At 65.9% G+C, this 16,136-nt stretch carries 16 protein-coding genes; 6 read left to right on the top strand and 10 right to left on the bottom strand.

Annotated features, from left to right (window positions below; all coding sequences use genetic code 11):
• Positions 1–23 precede the first annotated feature (23 nt).
• From ARC23_RS01625 to ARC23_RS01615, 3 genes are all read right to left on the bottom strand, one after another.
• Positions 24–659 (bottom strand): glutathione S-transferase family protein, encoded by a 636-nt coding sequence (locus tag ARC23_RS01625; RefSeq protein ID WP_057495599.1) that lies wholly within the window; start codon positions 657–659, stop codon positions 24–26.
• Between the two features lie 58 nt (positions 660–717).
• Positions 718–1,056 carry a hypothetical protein gene (locus ARC23_RS01620; protein WP_057495598.1) on the bottom strand — a complete coding sequence of 113 codons (339 nt, stop codon included), beginning with the start codon at positions 1,054–1,056 and terminating at the stop codon, positions 718–720.
• 121 nt (positions 1,057–1,177) lie between these two features.
• On the bottom strand, positions 1,178–2,695 hold the full coding sequence (locus ARC23_RS01615) for a fumarate hydratase (protein WP_057495597.1): 1,518 nt from the start codon (positions 2,693–2,695) through the stop codon (positions 1,178–1,180).
• A gap of 147 nt (positions 2,696–2,842) precedes the next feature.
• Here ARC23_RS01615 and ARC23_RS01610 point away from each other — a divergent pair, with 147 nt between their 5' ends.
• The 4 genes from ARC23_RS01610 (at position 2,843) to ARC23_RS01595 (ending at position 7,197) form a co-directional block, all read left to right on the top strand.
• On the top strand, positions 2,843–3,739 hold the full coding sequence (locus ARC23_RS01610) for an RNA polymerase sigma-70 factor (protein ID WP_057495596.1): 897 nt from the start codon (positions 2,843–2,845) through the stop codon (positions 3,737–3,739).
• Between the two features lie 36 nt (positions 3,740–3,775).
• Positions 3,776–4,225, top strand: coding sequence for a carboxymuconolactone decarboxylase family protein (locus ARC23_RS01605; RefSeq protein ID WP_057495595.1), 450 nt, complete (start codon positions 3,776–3,778; stop codon positions 4,223–4,225).
• Between the two features lie 240 nt (positions 4,226–4,465).
• Complete coding sequence (locus ARC23_RS01600) at positions 4,466–6,337, top strand: ABC transporter ATP-binding protein (protein WP_057495608.1); 1,872 nt, start codon at positions 4,466–4,468, stop codon at positions 6,335–6,337.
• An 80-nt stretch (positions 6,338–6,417) separates the two neighbouring features.
• Positions 6,418–7,197 (top strand): ferredoxin--NADP reductase, encoded by a 780-nt coding sequence (locus ARC23_RS01595; protein ID WP_057495594.1) that lies wholly within the window; start codon positions 6,418–6,420, stop codon positions 7,195–7,197.
• 94 nt (positions 7,198–7,291) lie between these two features.
• On the opposite strand, the gene ARC23_RS01590 is transcribed toward ARC23_RS01595, so the two are convergent.
• The gene (locus ARC23_RS01590; RefSeq protein WP_057495593.1) at positions 7,292–7,771 is read right to left on the bottom strand and encodes a glutathione peroxidase; all 480 of its coding nucleotides are present in this window, start codon (positions 7,769–7,771) and stop codon (positions 7,292–7,294) included.
• 164 nt (positions 7,772–7,935) lie between these two features.
• On the opposite strand from ARC23_RS01590, the gene ARC23_RS01585 reads away from it, so the two are divergent.
• A complete protein-coding gene (locus ARC23_RS01585) occupies positions 7,936–10,104 on the top strand; it encodes a M3 family metallopeptidase (RefSeq protein ID WP_057495592.1) in 2,169 nt (722 codons plus the stop codon).
• A 128-nt stretch (positions 10,105–10,232) separates the two neighbouring features.
• Here the strand turns inward: ARC23_RS01585 and ARC23_RS01580 are convergent, their stop codons facing one another.
• The 4 genes from ARC23_RS01580 to ARC23_RS01565 all read right to left on the bottom strand — a co-directional run bounded on the left by ARC23_RS01580 (position 10,233) and on the right by ARC23_RS01565 (position 13,474).
• Positions 10,233–10,973 carry a hypothetical protein gene (locus ARC23_RS01580; protein ID WP_057495591.1) on the bottom strand — a complete coding sequence of 247 codons (741 nt, stop codon included), beginning with the start codon at positions 10,971–10,973 and terminating at the stop codon, positions 10,233–10,235.
• A 144-nt stretch (positions 10,974–11,117) separates the two neighbouring features.
• Positions 11,118–12,233 (bottom strand): cyclopropane fatty acyl phospholipid synthase, encoded by a 1,116-nt coding sequence (cfa, locus tag ARC23_RS01575; protein ID WP_057495590.1) that lies wholly within the window; start codon positions 12,231–12,233, stop codon positions 11,118–11,120.
• A gap of 19 nt (positions 12,234–12,252) precedes the next feature.
• On the bottom strand, positions 12,253–13,134 hold the full coding sequence (locus ARC23_RS01570; protein WP_057495607.1) for a DUF3298 and DUF4163 domain-containing protein: 882 nt from the start codon (positions 13,132–13,134) through the stop codon (positions 12,253–12,255).
• 37 nt (positions 13,135–13,171) lie between these two features.
• A complete protein-coding gene (locus ARC23_RS01565; protein ID WP_006455911.1) occupies positions 13,172–13,474 on the bottom strand; it encodes a GNAT family N-acetyltransferase in 303 nt (100 codons plus the stop codon).
• A gap of 209 nt (positions 13,475–13,683) precedes the next feature.
• On the opposite strand from ARC23_RS01565, the gene ARC23_RS21035 reads away from it, so the two are divergent.
• Positions 13,684–13,845 carry a hypothetical protein gene (locus tag ARC23_RS21035; RefSeq protein ID WP_181358714.1) on the top strand — a complete coding sequence of 54 codons (162 nt, stop codon included), beginning with the start codon at positions 13,684–13,686 and terminating at the stop codon, positions 13,843–13,845.
• A gap of 55 nt (positions 13,846–13,900) precedes the next feature.
• Here the strand turns inward: ARC23_RS21035 and ARC23_RS01560 are convergent, their stop codons facing one another.
• Together ARC23_RS01560 and ARC23_RS01555 are read right to left on the bottom strand one after the other, a co-directional pair.
• Complete coding sequence (locus ARC23_RS01560) at positions 13,901–14,527, bottom strand: rhomboid family intramembrane serine protease (RefSeq protein WP_057495589.1); 627 nt, start codon at positions 14,525–14,527, stop codon at positions 13,901–13,903.
• Between the two features lie 7 nt (positions 14,528–14,534).
• Complete coding sequence (locus tag ARC23_RS01555; protein ID WP_057495588.1) at positions 14,535–16,100, bottom strand: POT-type proton-dependent oligopeptide transporter; 1,566 nt, start codon at positions 16,098–16,100, stop codon at positions 14,535–14,537.
• Between the last annotated feature and the right edge of the window lie 36 nt (positions 16,101–16,136).

Below are 16,136 nucleotides of genomic sequence, written 5' to 3'. Positions count from 1 at the left end.
ATCCCCTCCGTCCCCTTTTCTGGCTACCGCCAGTCGGTGATGCCTTCGCGGCGATAGACCTCGGCGAACGCCGGGCGCGCCTTCATCGCGGTGGCGTGTGCCTTCAGCGCCTGCCAGGTGTCGCTGGGCCGGGGCATGTTGCGCGACCAGCGCATCAGCATCACCAGCATGTAGTCAGCCACGCAGGGCGCGGCGCCCAGCAGATACGGACCGTGCCGCTGCAGGTGCGTGGCGACGTGCTGCCAGGCCGCCTCAAGGCGCTGCCGTGCCATCTCGCGGCTGGCGTCGATGTTCGCTTCGCCGGCCACTTCGTGCGGATAGAACCAGGCCCGATACGCAGGTTGCAGCGTATTGGCACACCAGAACATCCAGCGGTAGGCATCACCGCGCTGCGGCGTGCCCAGCGCCGGCAACAGGTTGGCCTCCGGGTGCCGGTCGGCCAGATACAGCGCGATGGCCGCCGCTTCGGTCAGTACCAGGCCATCGATCAGCAGCGTCGGCACCACGCCGGCGGGATTCAGTGCCAGGTACTCCGCCGACTTGTGCTCGCGCGCGTCGAAATCCAGCAGCACCAACCCATGCTCGATGCCGAGCTCGATCAGCAGCCAGTGCACCACCAGGGCGGCGGTGCTTGTCGAACCATACAGCGTGGTGCTCATGCAGCGGATCCTGTGCAGGTGGAGCGGCCGATTATGCGCGCACGCGGGTGTTCGTTGCTCAGCCGCAACTGCTCATGCAGGAATCCCGGCGTTCACCACACGACATCATCGGCGCGCGCAGCGTGCAGTCATGCGCCTTCAGTTCGCAGGAACGGCGCAGCTCGGGGTTGGCAACGTCCTTGCAGCGCTCGTCCGGTGCTGGCACCACCTGCTGTTCGCAGCTGTTCTGGCGGCTGCCGATGGAATCATTCTGCGCCATGCAGCTGCGATAGCTGGCCTGGCACTGCATGCGGCATTGCGCCGATGCGGAGAAGTCGGCGCCTTCATAGGATGACGTTGTGCTGCAGCCGGCCAGGATCAGCAGGAACGCGAGCGCAAAGGTTCGATGCAGGGTCATGGACACATCCTGTGCGAGGTCGTGCCAAGCCTAGCAGAGCGATGCCGCGCGATCGTCAACCCCATTGCCTTGCGACAACGGCGCCACACCGGCGCCGTTGTCTGGATCGAAGCGGGCGGAATTACTCCACCACCACCGGAATCTTGCCGATGCGGGCCTGCCATTCGCGCGGACCGGTCTTGTGCACCGATTCACCGGTGGAGTCGACCGCCACGGTCACCGGCATGTCCTGCACGGTGAACTCGTAGATTGCTTCCATGCCCAGGTCGGCGAAGCCAACCACCTTGGCCGCCTTGATCGCCTTGGACACCAGGTAGGCCGAGCCACCGACGGCCATCAGGTAGGCCGACTTGTGCTTCCTGATCGCTTCAATGGCAGCCGGACCGCGCTCGGCCTTGCCGACCATGCCCAGCAGGCCGGTCTGTGCCAGCACCTGCTCGGTGAACTTGTCCATGCGGGTGGCGGTGGTCGGGCCGGCCGGGCCCACCACTTCGTCGCGCACCGGATCGACCGGGCCGACGTAGTAGATGAAGCGGCCCTTCAGGTCGACCGGCAGCTGCTCGCCCTTGTTGAGCATGTCGACCATGCGCTTGTGCGCAGCATCGCGGCCGGTCAGCAGCTTGCCGTTGAGCAGCAGGGTCTGGCCCGGCTTCCAGCTGGCCACGTCTTCCGGCGTGATCGTGTCCAGGTCCACGCGGGTCCCCTTGGACGCGTCGTAGGTCAGCTTCGGCCAGTCTTCCAGCGACGGCGGGTCCAGCATCACCGGGCCGCTGCCATCGAGGGTGAAGTGCGCATGGCGGGTGGCCGCGCAGTTGGGGATCATCGCCACCGGCAGGTTGGCCGCATGGGTCGGATAATCATTGATCTTGATGTCCAGAACGGTGGTCAGGCCGCCCAGGCCCTGTGCACCGATGCCCAGCGCGTTGACCTTCTCGTACAGCTCCAGGCGCAGCTCTTCGATGCGGTTGGACGCACCCCGGGCCTGCAGCTCGGTGATGTCGATCGGCTCCATCAGCGCCTCCTTGGCCAGCAGCATCGCCTTCTCGGCGGTGCCACCGATGCCGATGCCGAGCATGCCCGGCGGGCACCAGCCAGCGCCCATGGTCGGCACGGTCTTCAGCACCCAGTCGACGATCGAGTCGGACGGGTTGAGCATGGCGAACTTGGTCTTCGCTTCCGAACCACCGCCCTTGGCGGCGACGATCACGTCGACCTTGTTACCCGGCACCACCTTGACGTTGACCACGCCCGGGGTATTGTCCCTGGTGTTGATGCGCTTGCCGGCCGGATCGGCCAGCACCGAGGCGCGCAGCTTGTTGTCCGGGTGCATGTAGGCGCGGCGCACGCCTTCATTGGCCATCTCTTCCACGCCCATGGTGGCGTCATCCCAGCGCACGTCCATGCCGATTTCCAGGAACACGGTGACGATGCCGGTGTCCTGGCAGATCGGACGGTGGCCTTCGGCGCACATCCGCGAATTGATCAGGATCTGCGCCATCGCTTCCTTCGCGGCCGGCGACTGCTCGCGCTCGTAGGCGGCGGCAAGGTTCTTGATGTAGTCGACCGGGTGGTAGTACGAGATGTACTGCAGCGCGTCGGCGATGGACTGGATGAGGTCTTCCTGCTTGATCGATGTCACGGCTTGCTCGCTTGCTCGAGGCTGGCGGGGGGTAATCCGCCCATTTTACCCCCTCCCCCGGCCCCGGGGTGGTAGGGTCGGCCGCCGGCCGGCAAGATTCCCCGGACGCTCTGTCACGCCACGCGCCGCTGCGGCGTCCTTGCCCCCATGAACGCCGAAACCGCCTTCCAGACCCACCGCCCGCGCCTGATGGCCCTGGCCTACCGCCTGCTCGGCAGCCGCGCCGACGCCGAAGACGTGGTCCAGGATGCCTGGCTGCGCTGGTCCGGCGCCGATCCTGCGGCCGTCCGCGATGCCGAGGCCTGGCTGGTCACAACCACCACCCGGCTCGGCCTGGACCGGCTGCGTGCGGCCAAGCGCGAGCGCGTCCACTACGTCGGCCCATGGCTGGCCGGACCGCTGGCGGTCACCCTGGAGCCGGACCCGGCGCCCGGTCCGGCCCAGCTGCATGCGCTGGCCGACGACGTCTCGGTCGCCTTCCTGACCCTGCTCGAACAGCTCGGCCCAGAGGAACGCGCCGCCTTCCTGCTGAAGGAGGCCTTCGACCACGACTACCGCGAGATCGCCGAGCTGATCGGCCACAGCGAGGCCAACTGCCGGCAGCTGGTGCACCGTGCCCGGCAGCGCCTGCAGGCCGGGCGACCGCGCTTCAACGCCGACGCCAGCCAGCACCGGCAGCTGCTGGCGCGCTTCATGGACGCCTCACAGCGCGGCGACAGCGAGGCGATCCAGGCGCTGCTGCACGCCAACGCGCTGCTGGTCTCCGACGGTGGCGGCGTGGTTACCGCAGCGGTCCGACCGCTGCGGGGCGCCGAGCGCATCGGCCGCCTGTTCTGGGCCATCGCCCGCCGCGGTGCAGCGCATCCGGCGCAGCTGGGCTATGTCAACGGCGAACCGGCGATCCTGCGTTTCCAGGGCGACCGCCTGCACTCGATCACCACCATCGAAGTGGTCGATGGCCGCATCGCCAACGTCTACAGCGTGCTGAATCCGGAAAAGCTGCCGACAGTTGTCACGCGCGATGATGCTGCGGCGTCCTGGTAGTGAAAGGCGGCCACCGTGGCCGCCGTGGAGCCGAAAATGTCCGACCACGCCTCTCCCCGCGTCCCCTACACCCGCCTGGCCGCCGATGCCTTCAAGGGCCTGCTGGCCACCAGCAAGGCGGTGCACGACAGCTCGATCGATCCGACCCTGATGGAACTGGTGTTCCTGCGGGTGTCGCAGCTCAACGGCTGCGGCTACTGCATGGACATGCACGGCACCGCGCTGCGCAAGGGCGGCATCGAGCCGCGCAAGCTGGACACCCTGCCGGCGTGGCACGAAAGCCGCTTCTTCGATGCGCGCGAACGCGCGGCACTGGGCTGGGCCGAGGCGCTGACCCGGCTGACCGACGGTGCGCCGTCGCAGGCGGCGTTCGACGCCCTGGCACCGCACTTCGATGAGAAGGGCATCAGTGACCTGAGCATGGGCATTGCGGTGATCAATGCGTGGAACCGGCTGGGTGCGGGGTTGCTGCCGCCGCTGCCGTAAAAGGTCCTGTTGGCTGGGCTGCCGCCCGGCACCCGCAGAGGCAACAACCAGAGCAACATCAAAAGCCAGCGCTACTGTGGGTTGGCGGAGAGGGTCGGATCCCTTCGCTTCGCGAAGGACTCTGACCCGATCCGGGCTGATGGGGTCAGAGCCCTTTGCGTGGCAGAGGGATCTGACCCCGGTGCTGCCACACGGCTGCACTGACCCCCTCTGCACGTATCAGGCGCGCACAATATGCGCATGCCTGCTACCCCCACCGCTGGCGCTGCCGCCGCGAAGAAACCCAGCCTGCGCCAGCGCTTCAGGGCGATGCGCAACCTGCCGCCGTTCCTGCGCATGGTCTGGCAGACCAGTCCGGCGCTCACCCTGGCCAGCCTGGGGTTGCGCCTGATCCGCGCCCTGCTGCCGGTGGCGATGCTCTATGTCGGCAAGCTGATCATCGACAGCGCCCTGCACCTGAGCCAGCACGATGCCGGCTTCCCGCCACTGGGCGAAGCGCTGTCCAGTGGCCTGCTCAATCCGCTGCTGGGCCTGCTGGCGCTGGAATTCGGCCTGGCCATCGCCTCGGACCTGCTTGGCCGGCTGGTCAGCTATGCCGATGCCCTGCTTTCGGAACTGTTCGCCAACGTCACCAGCATCCGGCTGATGGAACACGCGGCAACGCTGGACCTGGAGGACTTTGAGGACCCGGACCTGCAGGACAAGCTGGACCGCGCGCGGCGCCAGACCATGGGCCGGATGAACCTGATGAGCCAGCTGTTCGGCCAGGTCCAGGACGCGATCACCGTGGCCAGCCTCGCCATTGGCCTGCTGGTCTACGCACCGTGGCTGATCCTGCTGCTGGCGCTGGCACTGGTGCCGGCCTTCATCGGTGAATCGCACTTCAATGCGGCCGGTTACAGCCTCAACTTCCAGTGGACGCCCGAGCGCCGCCAGCTCGACTACCTGCGCCAGCTCGGTGCCAGCGTGGAAACGGCCAAGGAAGTGAAGATCTACAACCTGCACCGCTTCCTGGTCGAGCGCTATCGGCGCCTGTCGGTGGCGCTGTTCCAGGCCAACCGTGCCCTGGCACGGCGCCGCGCGTTCTGGGGCACGCTACTGGCTGCACTGGGCACGCTGGGCTATTACACCGCCTACGCCTACATTGCCTGGCGCACGGTGCGCGGCGACTTCTCGATCGGCGACCTGACCTTCCTCGCCGGCAGCTTCCTGCGCCTGCGCCAATTGCTGGAAGGCCTGCTGATCGGCTTCTCGCAGGTGGCCAGCCAGGCGCTGTACCTGGATGACCTGTTCTCGTTCTTCCAGATCGAGCCGGAGATCCACTCGCGCGAAGGTGCGGTGCGCGTGCCGCAGCCGATCCAGCAGGGCTTCGTGTTCGACAACGTCGGCTTCCGCTATCCCGACGCCGAGCAGTGGGCGGTGCGCCATCTGGATTTCCGGCTGCACGCCGGTGAAGTGCTGGCCCTGGTCGGCGAGAACGGCGCCGGCAAGACCACCCTGGTCAAGCTGCTGGCACGGCTCTACGAACCGGATGAGGGCCGCATCCTGCTCGATGGCCGCGACCTGCGCGACTACGACCTGGACGACCTGCGCGCCAACCTCGGGGTGATCTTCCAGGACTTCGTGCGCTACAACCTCAGCGCCGGCGAGAACATCGGCGTCGGCCAGGTCGAGGCGATGGACGACCAGGCGCGCATCGCCGACGCGGCACGGCGTGGCATGGCCGAGGACGTGATCGAGGCGCTGCCCGGCGGCTACGACCAGCTGATCGGGCGCCGCTTCAAGCAGGGCGTGGACCTGTCCGGTGGGCAGTGGCAGAAGATCGCCATTGCCCGCGCGTGGATGCGCAATGCGCAGGTGATGATCCTGGATGAGCCAACGGCAGCGCTGGATGCGCGCAGTGAGTTCGAAGTGTTCCAGCGGTTCAGGGAGCTGGCGGATAATCGTACGGCAGTGCTGATTTCCCACCGTTTCTCTTCGGTACGCATGGCCGATCGCATCCTGGTGCTGGCCGATGGCCGCATCGAGGCCAGCGGTACCCATGAGCAGCTGATGGCCCAGGGAGGACGGTACGCCGAGCTGTTCGAGCTGCAGGCGGCGGGTTACCGCTGAGAACGCCTCTCGTTTCGCCTAATGAGAACCTGTCTCATTTGAGATAGAATTACCCCGACGACTTTCCGATAGATACGCCCATGTCCTCCGCTTTCGGCGCCGAAACGGTGCTTGAGGTCCGTCACTGGACCGACGCCTACTTCAGTTTCACCACCACTCGCGACAGCGGCTTCCGCTTCGAGAACGGCCAGTTCGTGATGATCGGCCTGGAAACCGAGGCGCGCCCGCTGCTGCGCGCCTATTCCATCGCCAGCGCCAACTGGGAAGAGCACCTGGAGTTCTTCAGCATCAAGGTGCAGGACGGCCCGCTGACCTCGCGCCTGCAGCACATCAAGCCGGGCGACAAGGTGCTGGTCGGCAAGAAGCCCACCGGCACCCTGCTGATCAGCGACCTGCACCCCGGCAGGAACCTGTACCTGCTGGGCACCGGCACCGGCATGGCACCGTGGCTGTCGGTCATCAAGGATCCGGAGACCTACGAGCGCTTCGAGAAGGTGATCCTCTGCCACGGCGTGCGCTATGAAAAGGACCTGGCCTACCGCGACTACTTCGAGAAGGAACTGCGTGAGCACGAGTTCCTCGGCGAGATGATCGGCGACAAGCTGCTGTACTACCCGGCCGTCACCCGCGAACCGTTTGCCAACCAGGGCCGCCTGACCTCGCTGATGGAAAGCGGCGAGATGCAGCGCACGCTCGGCCTGCCGGAGCTGAGCCCGGAAAACGACCGCGCGATGATCTGCGGCAGCCCGCAGATGCTGGCCGACCTGCGCTCGGTGCTCGACGCTCGTGGCTTCCAGGTGTCGCCGCGCATCGGCCAGCCGGGCCACTACGTGTTCGAACGCGCCTTCGTCGAGAAGTAAGGCGTTGCAGCGGTAGAGCCGAGCCCACGCTCGGCTCTCGCACACCGCGCGCCCTCAATGCCGGCCGGACAAGCAGCCGAGCATCGGCTCGGCGCTACAACACCGCTTCGATCGCGCTGCGCAGCTGTTCCGGCCTGGTGGTGGGCGCAAAGCGCGCCGCTACCTGCCCCTGGCGGTCGACCAGGAACTTGCTGAAATTCCATTTGATGCGGGTACTGCCCAGCAGGCCGCGCTTCTGGCGTGACAGCCAGCCCCACAAGGGATCAGCGCCCTTGCCGTTGACTTGGATCTTCTCCGACAGCGGGAAGCTGACCGGATAGTCCAGCGAACAGAACTGGCGGATCTGCGCGGCATCGCCGGGCTCCTGCGCGCCGAACTGGTTGCAGGGAAAGCCGATCACCACCAGGCCGCGCTCGCGATAGTCCTGCCACAGCTGTTCCAGCCCGGTGTACTGCGGGGTGAAGCCACAGCGACTGGCGACGTTGACCAGCAGCAGCGGCTGGCCCTGGTACCGGGCCAGCGCCTGCGGCTGGCCCTCCAGGTCGCGGAAGCTGAAATCGTAGGCGGTGGTCATGACGGAGAGCCCGGGGGGAGAGGACACCCGCATGGTACCGGGGGAGCCACGCATCCGGCAGCCAGCCATCGGGAGGGCGCTGCCAACATGCCTTTTGACACAAGTGGGCGCGCAACCGGCCGGGTTACCCTCGGAACCTTGTTTGCCTTACCGGAGTTCCTACCTTGACCACTCGCCTTGCCCTTGCCGTGGCCATGTCCCTCGGCCTTGCCCTGCCCGCCTTCTCGGCCGGCGCCGCCACCCCGGCCGCCAGCACCGCCGCCCAGCAGGCCAATCCGTTCTTCGCCGAAAGCCCACTGCCCCTGCACTTCCCGCAGTTCGACAAGATCAAGGACAGCGATTTCGCCCCGGCCTTCGACGCCGGCATGGCGCAGCAGCTGAAGGAAGTGGAAGCGATCGCCAACAACAAGGCCAAGCCGACCTTCGACAACACCATCATCGCCCTGGAAAAGAGCGGTGACGTCCTTGACCGCGCCACCACCGTGTTCTTCAGCCTGGTGGGCGCCGACACCAACGACACCCGCAAGAAGCTGCAGGCCGACTACTCGGCCAGGTTCGCCGCGCACAGCGATGCGATCGCGCTGAACGGCAAGCTGTTCGCGCGCATCCAGGCGCTGTACGACACCCGCAGCCAGCTGGGCCTGGACGCCGAAGGCGTGCGCCTGGTCGAGAAGTACTACGACAACTACGTGCGCGCCGGCGCCAAGCTGTCCGACGCCGACAAGGCCAAGCTGAAGGAAATGAACGCCGAGCTGGCCAACCTGGGCACCAAGTTCAGCCAGAACGTGCAGTCGGAAGTGAACGCCTCGGCGATTACCGTCGATGACGTCAAGGAACTGGCCGGCCTGTCCAAGGAGCAGATCGCGGCCGCCGCCGAAGCCGCCAAGGCCCGTGGCCTGGAAGGCAAGTACGTGATCACCCTGCTCAACACCACCGGCCAGCCGCCGCTGACCAACCTGGCCAACCGCGCCCTGCGCCAGAAGATCTACGAAGCCTCGGTCAGCCGTGGCAGCCGCGGTGGCGAGTTCGACAACACCGCACTGGTCTCGCGCATCATGCAGCTGCGCGCCGACAAGGCCAAGCTGATGGGCTTCCCGAACTTCGCCGCCTACAACCTGACCAACCAGACCGCCAAGACCCCCGAAGCGGTCAACGCGATGCTGGGCAAGCTGGCCCCGGCCGCAGTGGCCAATGCCAAGCGTGAAGCCGCCGACCTGCAGGCGATGATCGACCAGGAACAGAAGGCGGCCGGCAAGCCGACGTTCAAGCTGGAACCGTGGGACTGGGCCTTCTACAGCGAGAAGGTGCGCCAGGCCAAGTACAACTTCGACGAATCGCAGCTCAAGCCGTACTTCGAACTGAAGAACGTGCTGGAGAACGGCGTGTTCCATGCCGCCAACCTGGAATTCGGCCTGACCTTCAAGCAGCGCACCGACCTGCCGGTCTACCACGACGACGTGACCGTCTACGATGTGTTCGACGCCGATGGCAGCCAGCTGGCGATCTTCATCTTCGATCCGTATGCACGCGCCTCCAAGCGTGGCGGTGCGTGGATGAACTCGTACGTGTCGCAGTCGAAGCTGACCGGCTTCAAGCCGGTGGTGGCCAACCACCTGAACATCCCGAAGCCGCCGGCCGGCCAGCCGACCCTGCTGACCTGGGACGAAGTGAGCACCACGTTCCATGAGTTCGGCCACGCGCTGCACGGCATGTTCTCCAACGTGAAGTACCCCTACTTCTCCGGCACCTCGGTGCCGCGTGACTTCGTCGAGTTTCCCTCGCAGGTCAACGAAATGTGGGCGGACAACCCGGTCATCCTGAAGAACTATGCCAAGCACTACCAGAATGGCAGCGCGATGCCGCAGGCCCTGCTGGACAAGGTGATCGCCGCCTCGAAGTTCAACCAGGGCTTCGCCACCACCGAGTACCTGGGCGCGGCGATGCTGGACCAGAACTGGCACCAGATCGGCCCGGACCAGGTGCCGGCGGCCAAGGACGTGATGGCCTTCGAGCGCGCCGCGCTGGAGAAGGACGGCATCTACTACGCGCCGGTTCCGCCGCGCTACAAGACCCCGTACTTCAGCCACATCATGGGCGGCTACTCGGCCGGCTACTACGCCTACATCTGGTCGGAAGTGCTCGACGCCAATACCCAGAAGTGGTTCAAGGACAACGGCGGCCTGAGCCGCAAGAACGGCGACCACTTCCGCGCCACCCTGCTGTCCAAGGGCGGAAGCGTGGATGCGATGCAGCTGTTCCGCGATTTCGCCGGCCACGAGCCGCAGATCGAACCGCTGCTGGAAAAGCGTGGCCTGACCGGCGCCGGCAACTGATCGCCGGTGCGGTAGCGTGAAACGAAAACCGCCCGGGAGACCGGGCGGTTTTTTGTTGGGTCATCCACGCATGGCGTGGATCTACTGCAGTCCCGGTAGATCCCACCCCATCCGTGGATGATCTCCGGTCACCGCCTGAACAGCCGCTCCCACCATCGTCTTTTTGGAGCACCTGCAGGAGAGGTATCGGCGCCCAGGAACTCCTGCAGTTGGGCCGCGGCGGCCTCCGCGTACAGCAACGCGCCATCGGGGGCGCAGTTGAGCAGATTGCTCATGCTGGTCGATGCATTGAGGTCCATTGGGTTCGGCTCAACCACCTCGCTTGCTTCCAGCAATCCGCATCCCCTGGCGATGGCGTCGTCGACCACCGCCCAGAACACCACCAGTCGACCATCGGAGAACAGCTCGTCCAGACGCGCACGCAGTGCATTGTCCCCGGCGTAGTCCGCGCGCATCTGCCTCAGCCGGCCATGCGTGATGAACACACCACCACCATAGTTCTCGTGCAGGTGGTTGCCGGCAGCGGCGTCCGCCCACTGCGGCGGTACCAGTTGCCGCCAGTCCGCGAAATAACGGGCAACCACGGGGTCGTCGATGAAGAGCGAAAGGGCGCTCCCGCGAAGGTAATGATACCGGCGCAGGTGACCGGCCACGATCGCCAGGTACAACGCGTGTCCTTTCTCGAAAGGCACTTCCGCGTTGATCGAGCGAGCCTCGTCGATGCGATCCTGCAACTGCTCCATGTAGAACGGCTCGATCTGGAACTGCTGCTGCAGCGCCTCGACCACCGTCACGTCCTCCAGCGCACGGAAATAGAGATCACGGATCTCCGAATCCGCGACTGGATGGTAGGTGATGTCCCAACCCATGCTGCAACGCCTTCAGGAATGCGGTAGTGCCGCCGACCCAGCAGCTTAGCGTCGACGACGCTCTTGCGCAGAGCAGACCGTGCAACACCCGGATCTGGCGTCAGTGAATGTCGCATCCAGCCTGATCTACCCCGAAGCGCACCCTTAGCGCGGCGCCACGTACCCACCCGGCACGCCTTCCGGCGACAGCACCAGCTGCCACAGCTGCGCATGCCGGCAACGGAAGGTGGCCATCGACCCGGCCAGGTAGAACCGCCACATGCGCCGGAAATGCTCGTCGTAACGCGCGTCCAGTCGTGGCCACGCCGCCTCTACGTTGCGCCGCCAGGCCTGCAGGGTCAGGTCGTAATCGGTGCCGAAGTTGTGCCAGTCCTCCAGCACGAAACGCCCTTCGAACGCCCGGGTGATCTGCACCGCCGACGGCAGCATCGAGTTGGGGAAGATGTAGCGCGCGATCCACGGATCGGTACGGTGCCGCGAGATGTTGGTGCCGATGGTGTGCAACAGCAGCAGGCCACGCGGCGACAGGCAGCGCCTGGCCACCTCGAAGAAGCTGGCGTAGTTCTTGTCGCCAACATGCTCGAACATGCCGATCGAGAAGATCGCATCGAACGGCTCATCCAGTTCGCGATAGTCCTGCAGTCGGATCTCGATCGGCAGGCCGGCACACAGCTCGCGGGCGAAGTCGGCCTGCTCCTGCGAGATGGTCACGCCGACACCGCTGACGCCATAGCGCTCGGCAGCGAACTTCAGCGCTTCGCCCCAGCCACAGCCGATGTCCAGCACGCGCTGGCCCGGGCGCAGGCCCAGCTTGCGGCAGACCAGGTCGAGCTTGGCTTCCTGCGCGGCGTCGAGATCGTCGGCATTGCGCCAGTAGCCACAGCTGTAGACCAGGCGCTGGCCGAGCATGGCCTGGTAGAGATCGTTGCCGAGGTCGTAGTGGCGGCGGCCCACTTCGTAGCTGCCCTGCCCGGCCTGCAGGTTGAACAGCCGCGCCTTCAGTGCATCGGCCACTTCGCGCCAACCGTGTACCCGTTCGTCCAGGTGCGCCTGCATCAGGTGGACAAGGAATTCATCCAGGACGGTGGCATCCCACCAGCCATCCATGTAGCTCTCGCCGAGGCCAAGCGAGCCGTGCGCCATGACCCGCGCGAAGAAGCGCGGGTCATGCACCTGGATGTCCTGTGGCTGGGTACCGCCGATGCGGACCCCGGCTTCGCGCAGCAGGCCGGCGACCCGCTCCTGCAACCCTGTATCCACGCCACCTCCTCGACTGCGGTCAACCGCGTGCGAACAGCTCCACGTAGTCCTTGGCCACGTGCGGCAACAACACCGCCGCCGGCACGTCGGCGGTCTGGGTGCCGTCCGAGTATGGACCCACCTGGTACGGCGGGAACACAAAGCGCAGCGCGGTGATCTGCCCCTTGTCGTCGGTCAGCGGCTGGAACTGGCTGAAATTGTCGGCCTGGGGGCCGGTCCCGTCGGCGATCATGCGCGATGCGTTACGTAGCGATTCCTGGAGCTGGGCCGGGTCCATGTCCTCGCCGCTGAGGCGGGTGGCCACGCGCTCACGCAGCTGGTCGGCGACGAAATCACTGATCGCCTTCCAGCCCTTGGCATCGGCCACCAGCTTGTCGGCACTGAGCATCTGCTGCTGCTGCGGCAGCCACACGAAGCGCGCCACCAGCGGTTCGCCGTGGGCGCCACCGGTGTAGCGGCTGCCATCGGCGCTGACCACCACCAGCTGCGGCGTTTCCAGCAGCTTCTCGAAGCTCAGCGACAGCTCGTAGGGCATGGTCGGCTTGTCGTTGCCCAGGCCGTCCAGCGCCTGCTGCAGGTCACTGCGTGCACTCGTCGCATAGCTCTGCAGCGCGCGGGCCAGGCCCGGATAGCGGTCGATGCCGGCCGGGTAGCTGATGCCCACAACCTCACGTTCGTTGTTCTCGATCACGTCGCGCAGGTCCAGCGGCGCTTCCGTGGCCGGCGCCTCGCCGGCGGCGGTGGCTTCGGCGGCGGGCGCCGCGTCGGTCACCGGCGCCGGCTCGCTTTCACGCTGGCAACCGGCCAGCAACAGCACGCCCACCACGCCGGCCAGCACGCTGCCGTGCAGTGGCCGGTTGTTTCCAATCTTCATCGGGATCCCCTGTTCATGTTTGTTCATCATCGCCTGCCCTGGCTGAAGCGTGGCCCGCTGGCGCTCAGCCCACCAGCAGGTCGTGATACTCCTCGTGCCGCTGCAGGAAGGCTTCGGCATACGAACATGCCGGCACCACCTTGTACTTCTGTTCGCGGGCAAAGCGCAGCGCGACGCGGGTCAGCTCACCGGCAATGCCACGGCCAGCGATCGGCTCGGGCACTTCGGTGTGGGTGATGACCATGCGCCTGCGCTTGATCTGGTAGTCCAGTACCGCCAGCTGTCCTCGCACACGAGCGGTGAAGCGGTGGTTGGCCAGGTCGTGCTCGACCTCGTAGGCCAGACCGGGGGGCGTGACCGAAGCCATGGAACTGTCTCCTGCGGCGACTGCGTGGATGGTGCGCAGCCGGGCGCCATGATCGCGTGAAGCCTGAACAGGGGCAAGTCCGGTCCGTTCACGTCACTTTTCGACCCTCAAGCTCGAGCCGGGGCGGCCGCTATCGCCTGTGGAGGGGTCTGGCCTGGCTGGCACGACCCTTGCGAACGTTGATCATGCGCACCCCCGCGGAGGCTTCCATGCACCCCAGCGACACCCATTCGGACACCGACCACGCCCTGCTTGAGGGGCTGCTGCAACTGGCGGTGGAAGGGCAGACCGAAGACCAGGATTTCCAGCGCATCGGCGAGGAAGTGTTCGCCCGCCTGCTCGATACCTACGGCCAGCAGACCCGGGCCTGAGCAGGCGCGGACGCCCTGCCCCGGGGTCGGACCCAGCGGATCCGACCCCGGCCCCTCAACCGCCGCCGAGGCGGAAGGTCGGGTTGGACAGTTCGCGCAGGAAGTGGCTGAAGATGCTCGGCTGCATGGCCAGCATGAAGATCACGCCGAACGCGGCGCCTGCCAGGTGCGCACTGTGGTTGATGCGGTCGCCACCACGCTTGTCCATCCAGATGCTGTAGCCGACATAGAACGCGGCGTAGATGATCGCCGGTGCCGGGATGAAGAACACCAGGATGATCGACCACGGCTTGATCAGGATGAAGGCGAACAGCACCGCCGACACCGCACCGGACGCCCCCAGGCTGAGGTAGTTCGGGTTCTTCTGGTTCTTCAGGTAGCTGGGCAGGATCGAGACCAGCAGCGCGCCGATATAGAACGCCGGGTAGGTCAGGTAGCTGCCGGTCAGCTGCACCATCACCCCTTCGATGAATCCACCGAAGAAGAACAGGGTGATCATGTTGAAGATCAGGTGCGACCAGTCGGCGTGGATGAAGCCATAGGTCACCAGCCGGTCGTACTGGCGGTGACGGTCGATGGCCGGCGGCCACAGGATCAGCCGGTCGGCCAGCTTGCGGTTGTTGAACGCCATCCAGGACAGGATGGCGGTGATGGCGATCAACAGTAGATTGACAGGGGTCATCTCAGGCTCAGGCGCTGCGGTAGTTGTCGACCATACGATAGCGTTTCGCATACCAACCGAATGCCAACGCCGCGATGAAGGCAAAGCCGGCGAAGAAGAACATCAGGAAGGCGGCCTCGCTCAGCCCGGTACCGGCAATCTGGTGGGTCACCGCATCGTTGCGCACCGCCGCGTTGGACAGCAGCACCCACAGGTTGCCGATGGTGGTGGTCAGGTTCCAGAAGCTCATCACCACGCCCTTCATCGCCTGCGGCGCCTGGCTGTAGGCGAACTCCAGGCCGGTGGCCGAGACCAGCACCTCACCGAAGGTCAGCAGCGCATACGGCAGGATCTGCCAGAAGATCGACATGGCATTGCCACCGTCCATCACCACCTGGATGCCACCGATGACGATCCAGGCCAGGCCGCTGAAGGCGATGCCGGCGGTCATGCGGCGCAGCGCGGTCGGCTCGAAGCCGAAGCGGCGCAGCGCCGGGTACAGCACCAGGTTGTTGAACGGGATCAGGATCATCACCAGCAGCGGGTTCAGCGCCTGCATCTGCGAGGCGGTGAACCAGCTCGGCATCTGCATCTGCTGGCCCTGCAGGACCCAGGTCGAGGCCTTCTGGTCGAACAGCGAGAAGAACGGCGTGGTCAGCGCGAAGATCACCAGCACGCGCAGCACCGAGCGCACGCCTTCGACCGCTTCGGCCGGATGCTGGCCACGGGCGCGGTCCAGCTGCAGCCAGGTGCCGCCACCGATGCCCGCCAGGATCGCCACCAGCGCCAGGCACAGGCAGATCACGATGCCCAGCGAGCCCACCAGGCCGAACGACGCCACCGCCAGCACCAGGCCGAGCGTAGCGATCACCAGGCCTGGACGGCCCTGGCCGGCCACGCGTGCGGTCAGCGCGGTGCGCACCACGTTGGCGAACGAATGCGGATCCTTCGGCGGCAGCGGCACCAGCACGTAGCGCTTGCGGCCCAGCCAGAACACGAAGGTGGCCACGAACATCAGGATGCCCGGGATGCCGAACGCCCACTGCGGGCCCCAGTTCTTCAGCACCAGCGGGATCAGCAGCGAGGCGAACAGCGAGCCGAAGTTGATGATCCAGTAGAAGGCGTCGAAGACGATCTTGGCCAGGTGCTTGTTGCTCTGGTCGAACTGGTCACCCATGAACGAGGCCACCAGCGGCTTGATGCCACCGGCACCCAGGGCGATCAGGCCCAGGCCGAGGAAGAAGCCCTCGCGGCTGTTCTCGAACAGCGCCAGGCACAGATGGCCGGCGCAGTAGACCAGGCTGAACCAGAGGATGGTGTGGTATTTGCCGAAGAACCTGTCGGCCAGCCAGCCACCGAGCAGCGGGAAGAAATACACGCCGATCATGAAGCTGTGCATGATGTCCTTGGCTTCACCGGCACGGCCTTCCGCAGTGATTTCCTGCAGCAGCAGCGAGGTGATCAGGAACTGCACCAGGATGTTGCGCATCCCGTAGAAGCTGAACCGTTCGCAGGCCTCATTGCCGATGATGTACGGGATCTGGCGCGGCATCTTTCCTTGGCCGGCGATGGGGGCGACTGCGTCGTGGCTCATCCTGTAGGGCATTCCTGCAAAGCGAAAGGCGCAAGG

This window comes from Stenotrophomonas beteli, assembly GCF_001431665.1.
GTDB lineage: Bacteria > Pseudomonadota > Gammaproteobacteria > Xanthomonadales > Xanthomonadaceae > Stenotrophomonas > Stenotrophomonas beteli.
Note: the sequence above shows the minus strand (reverse complement) of the source record. Positions and strands in the feature narration are given on the sequence as shown.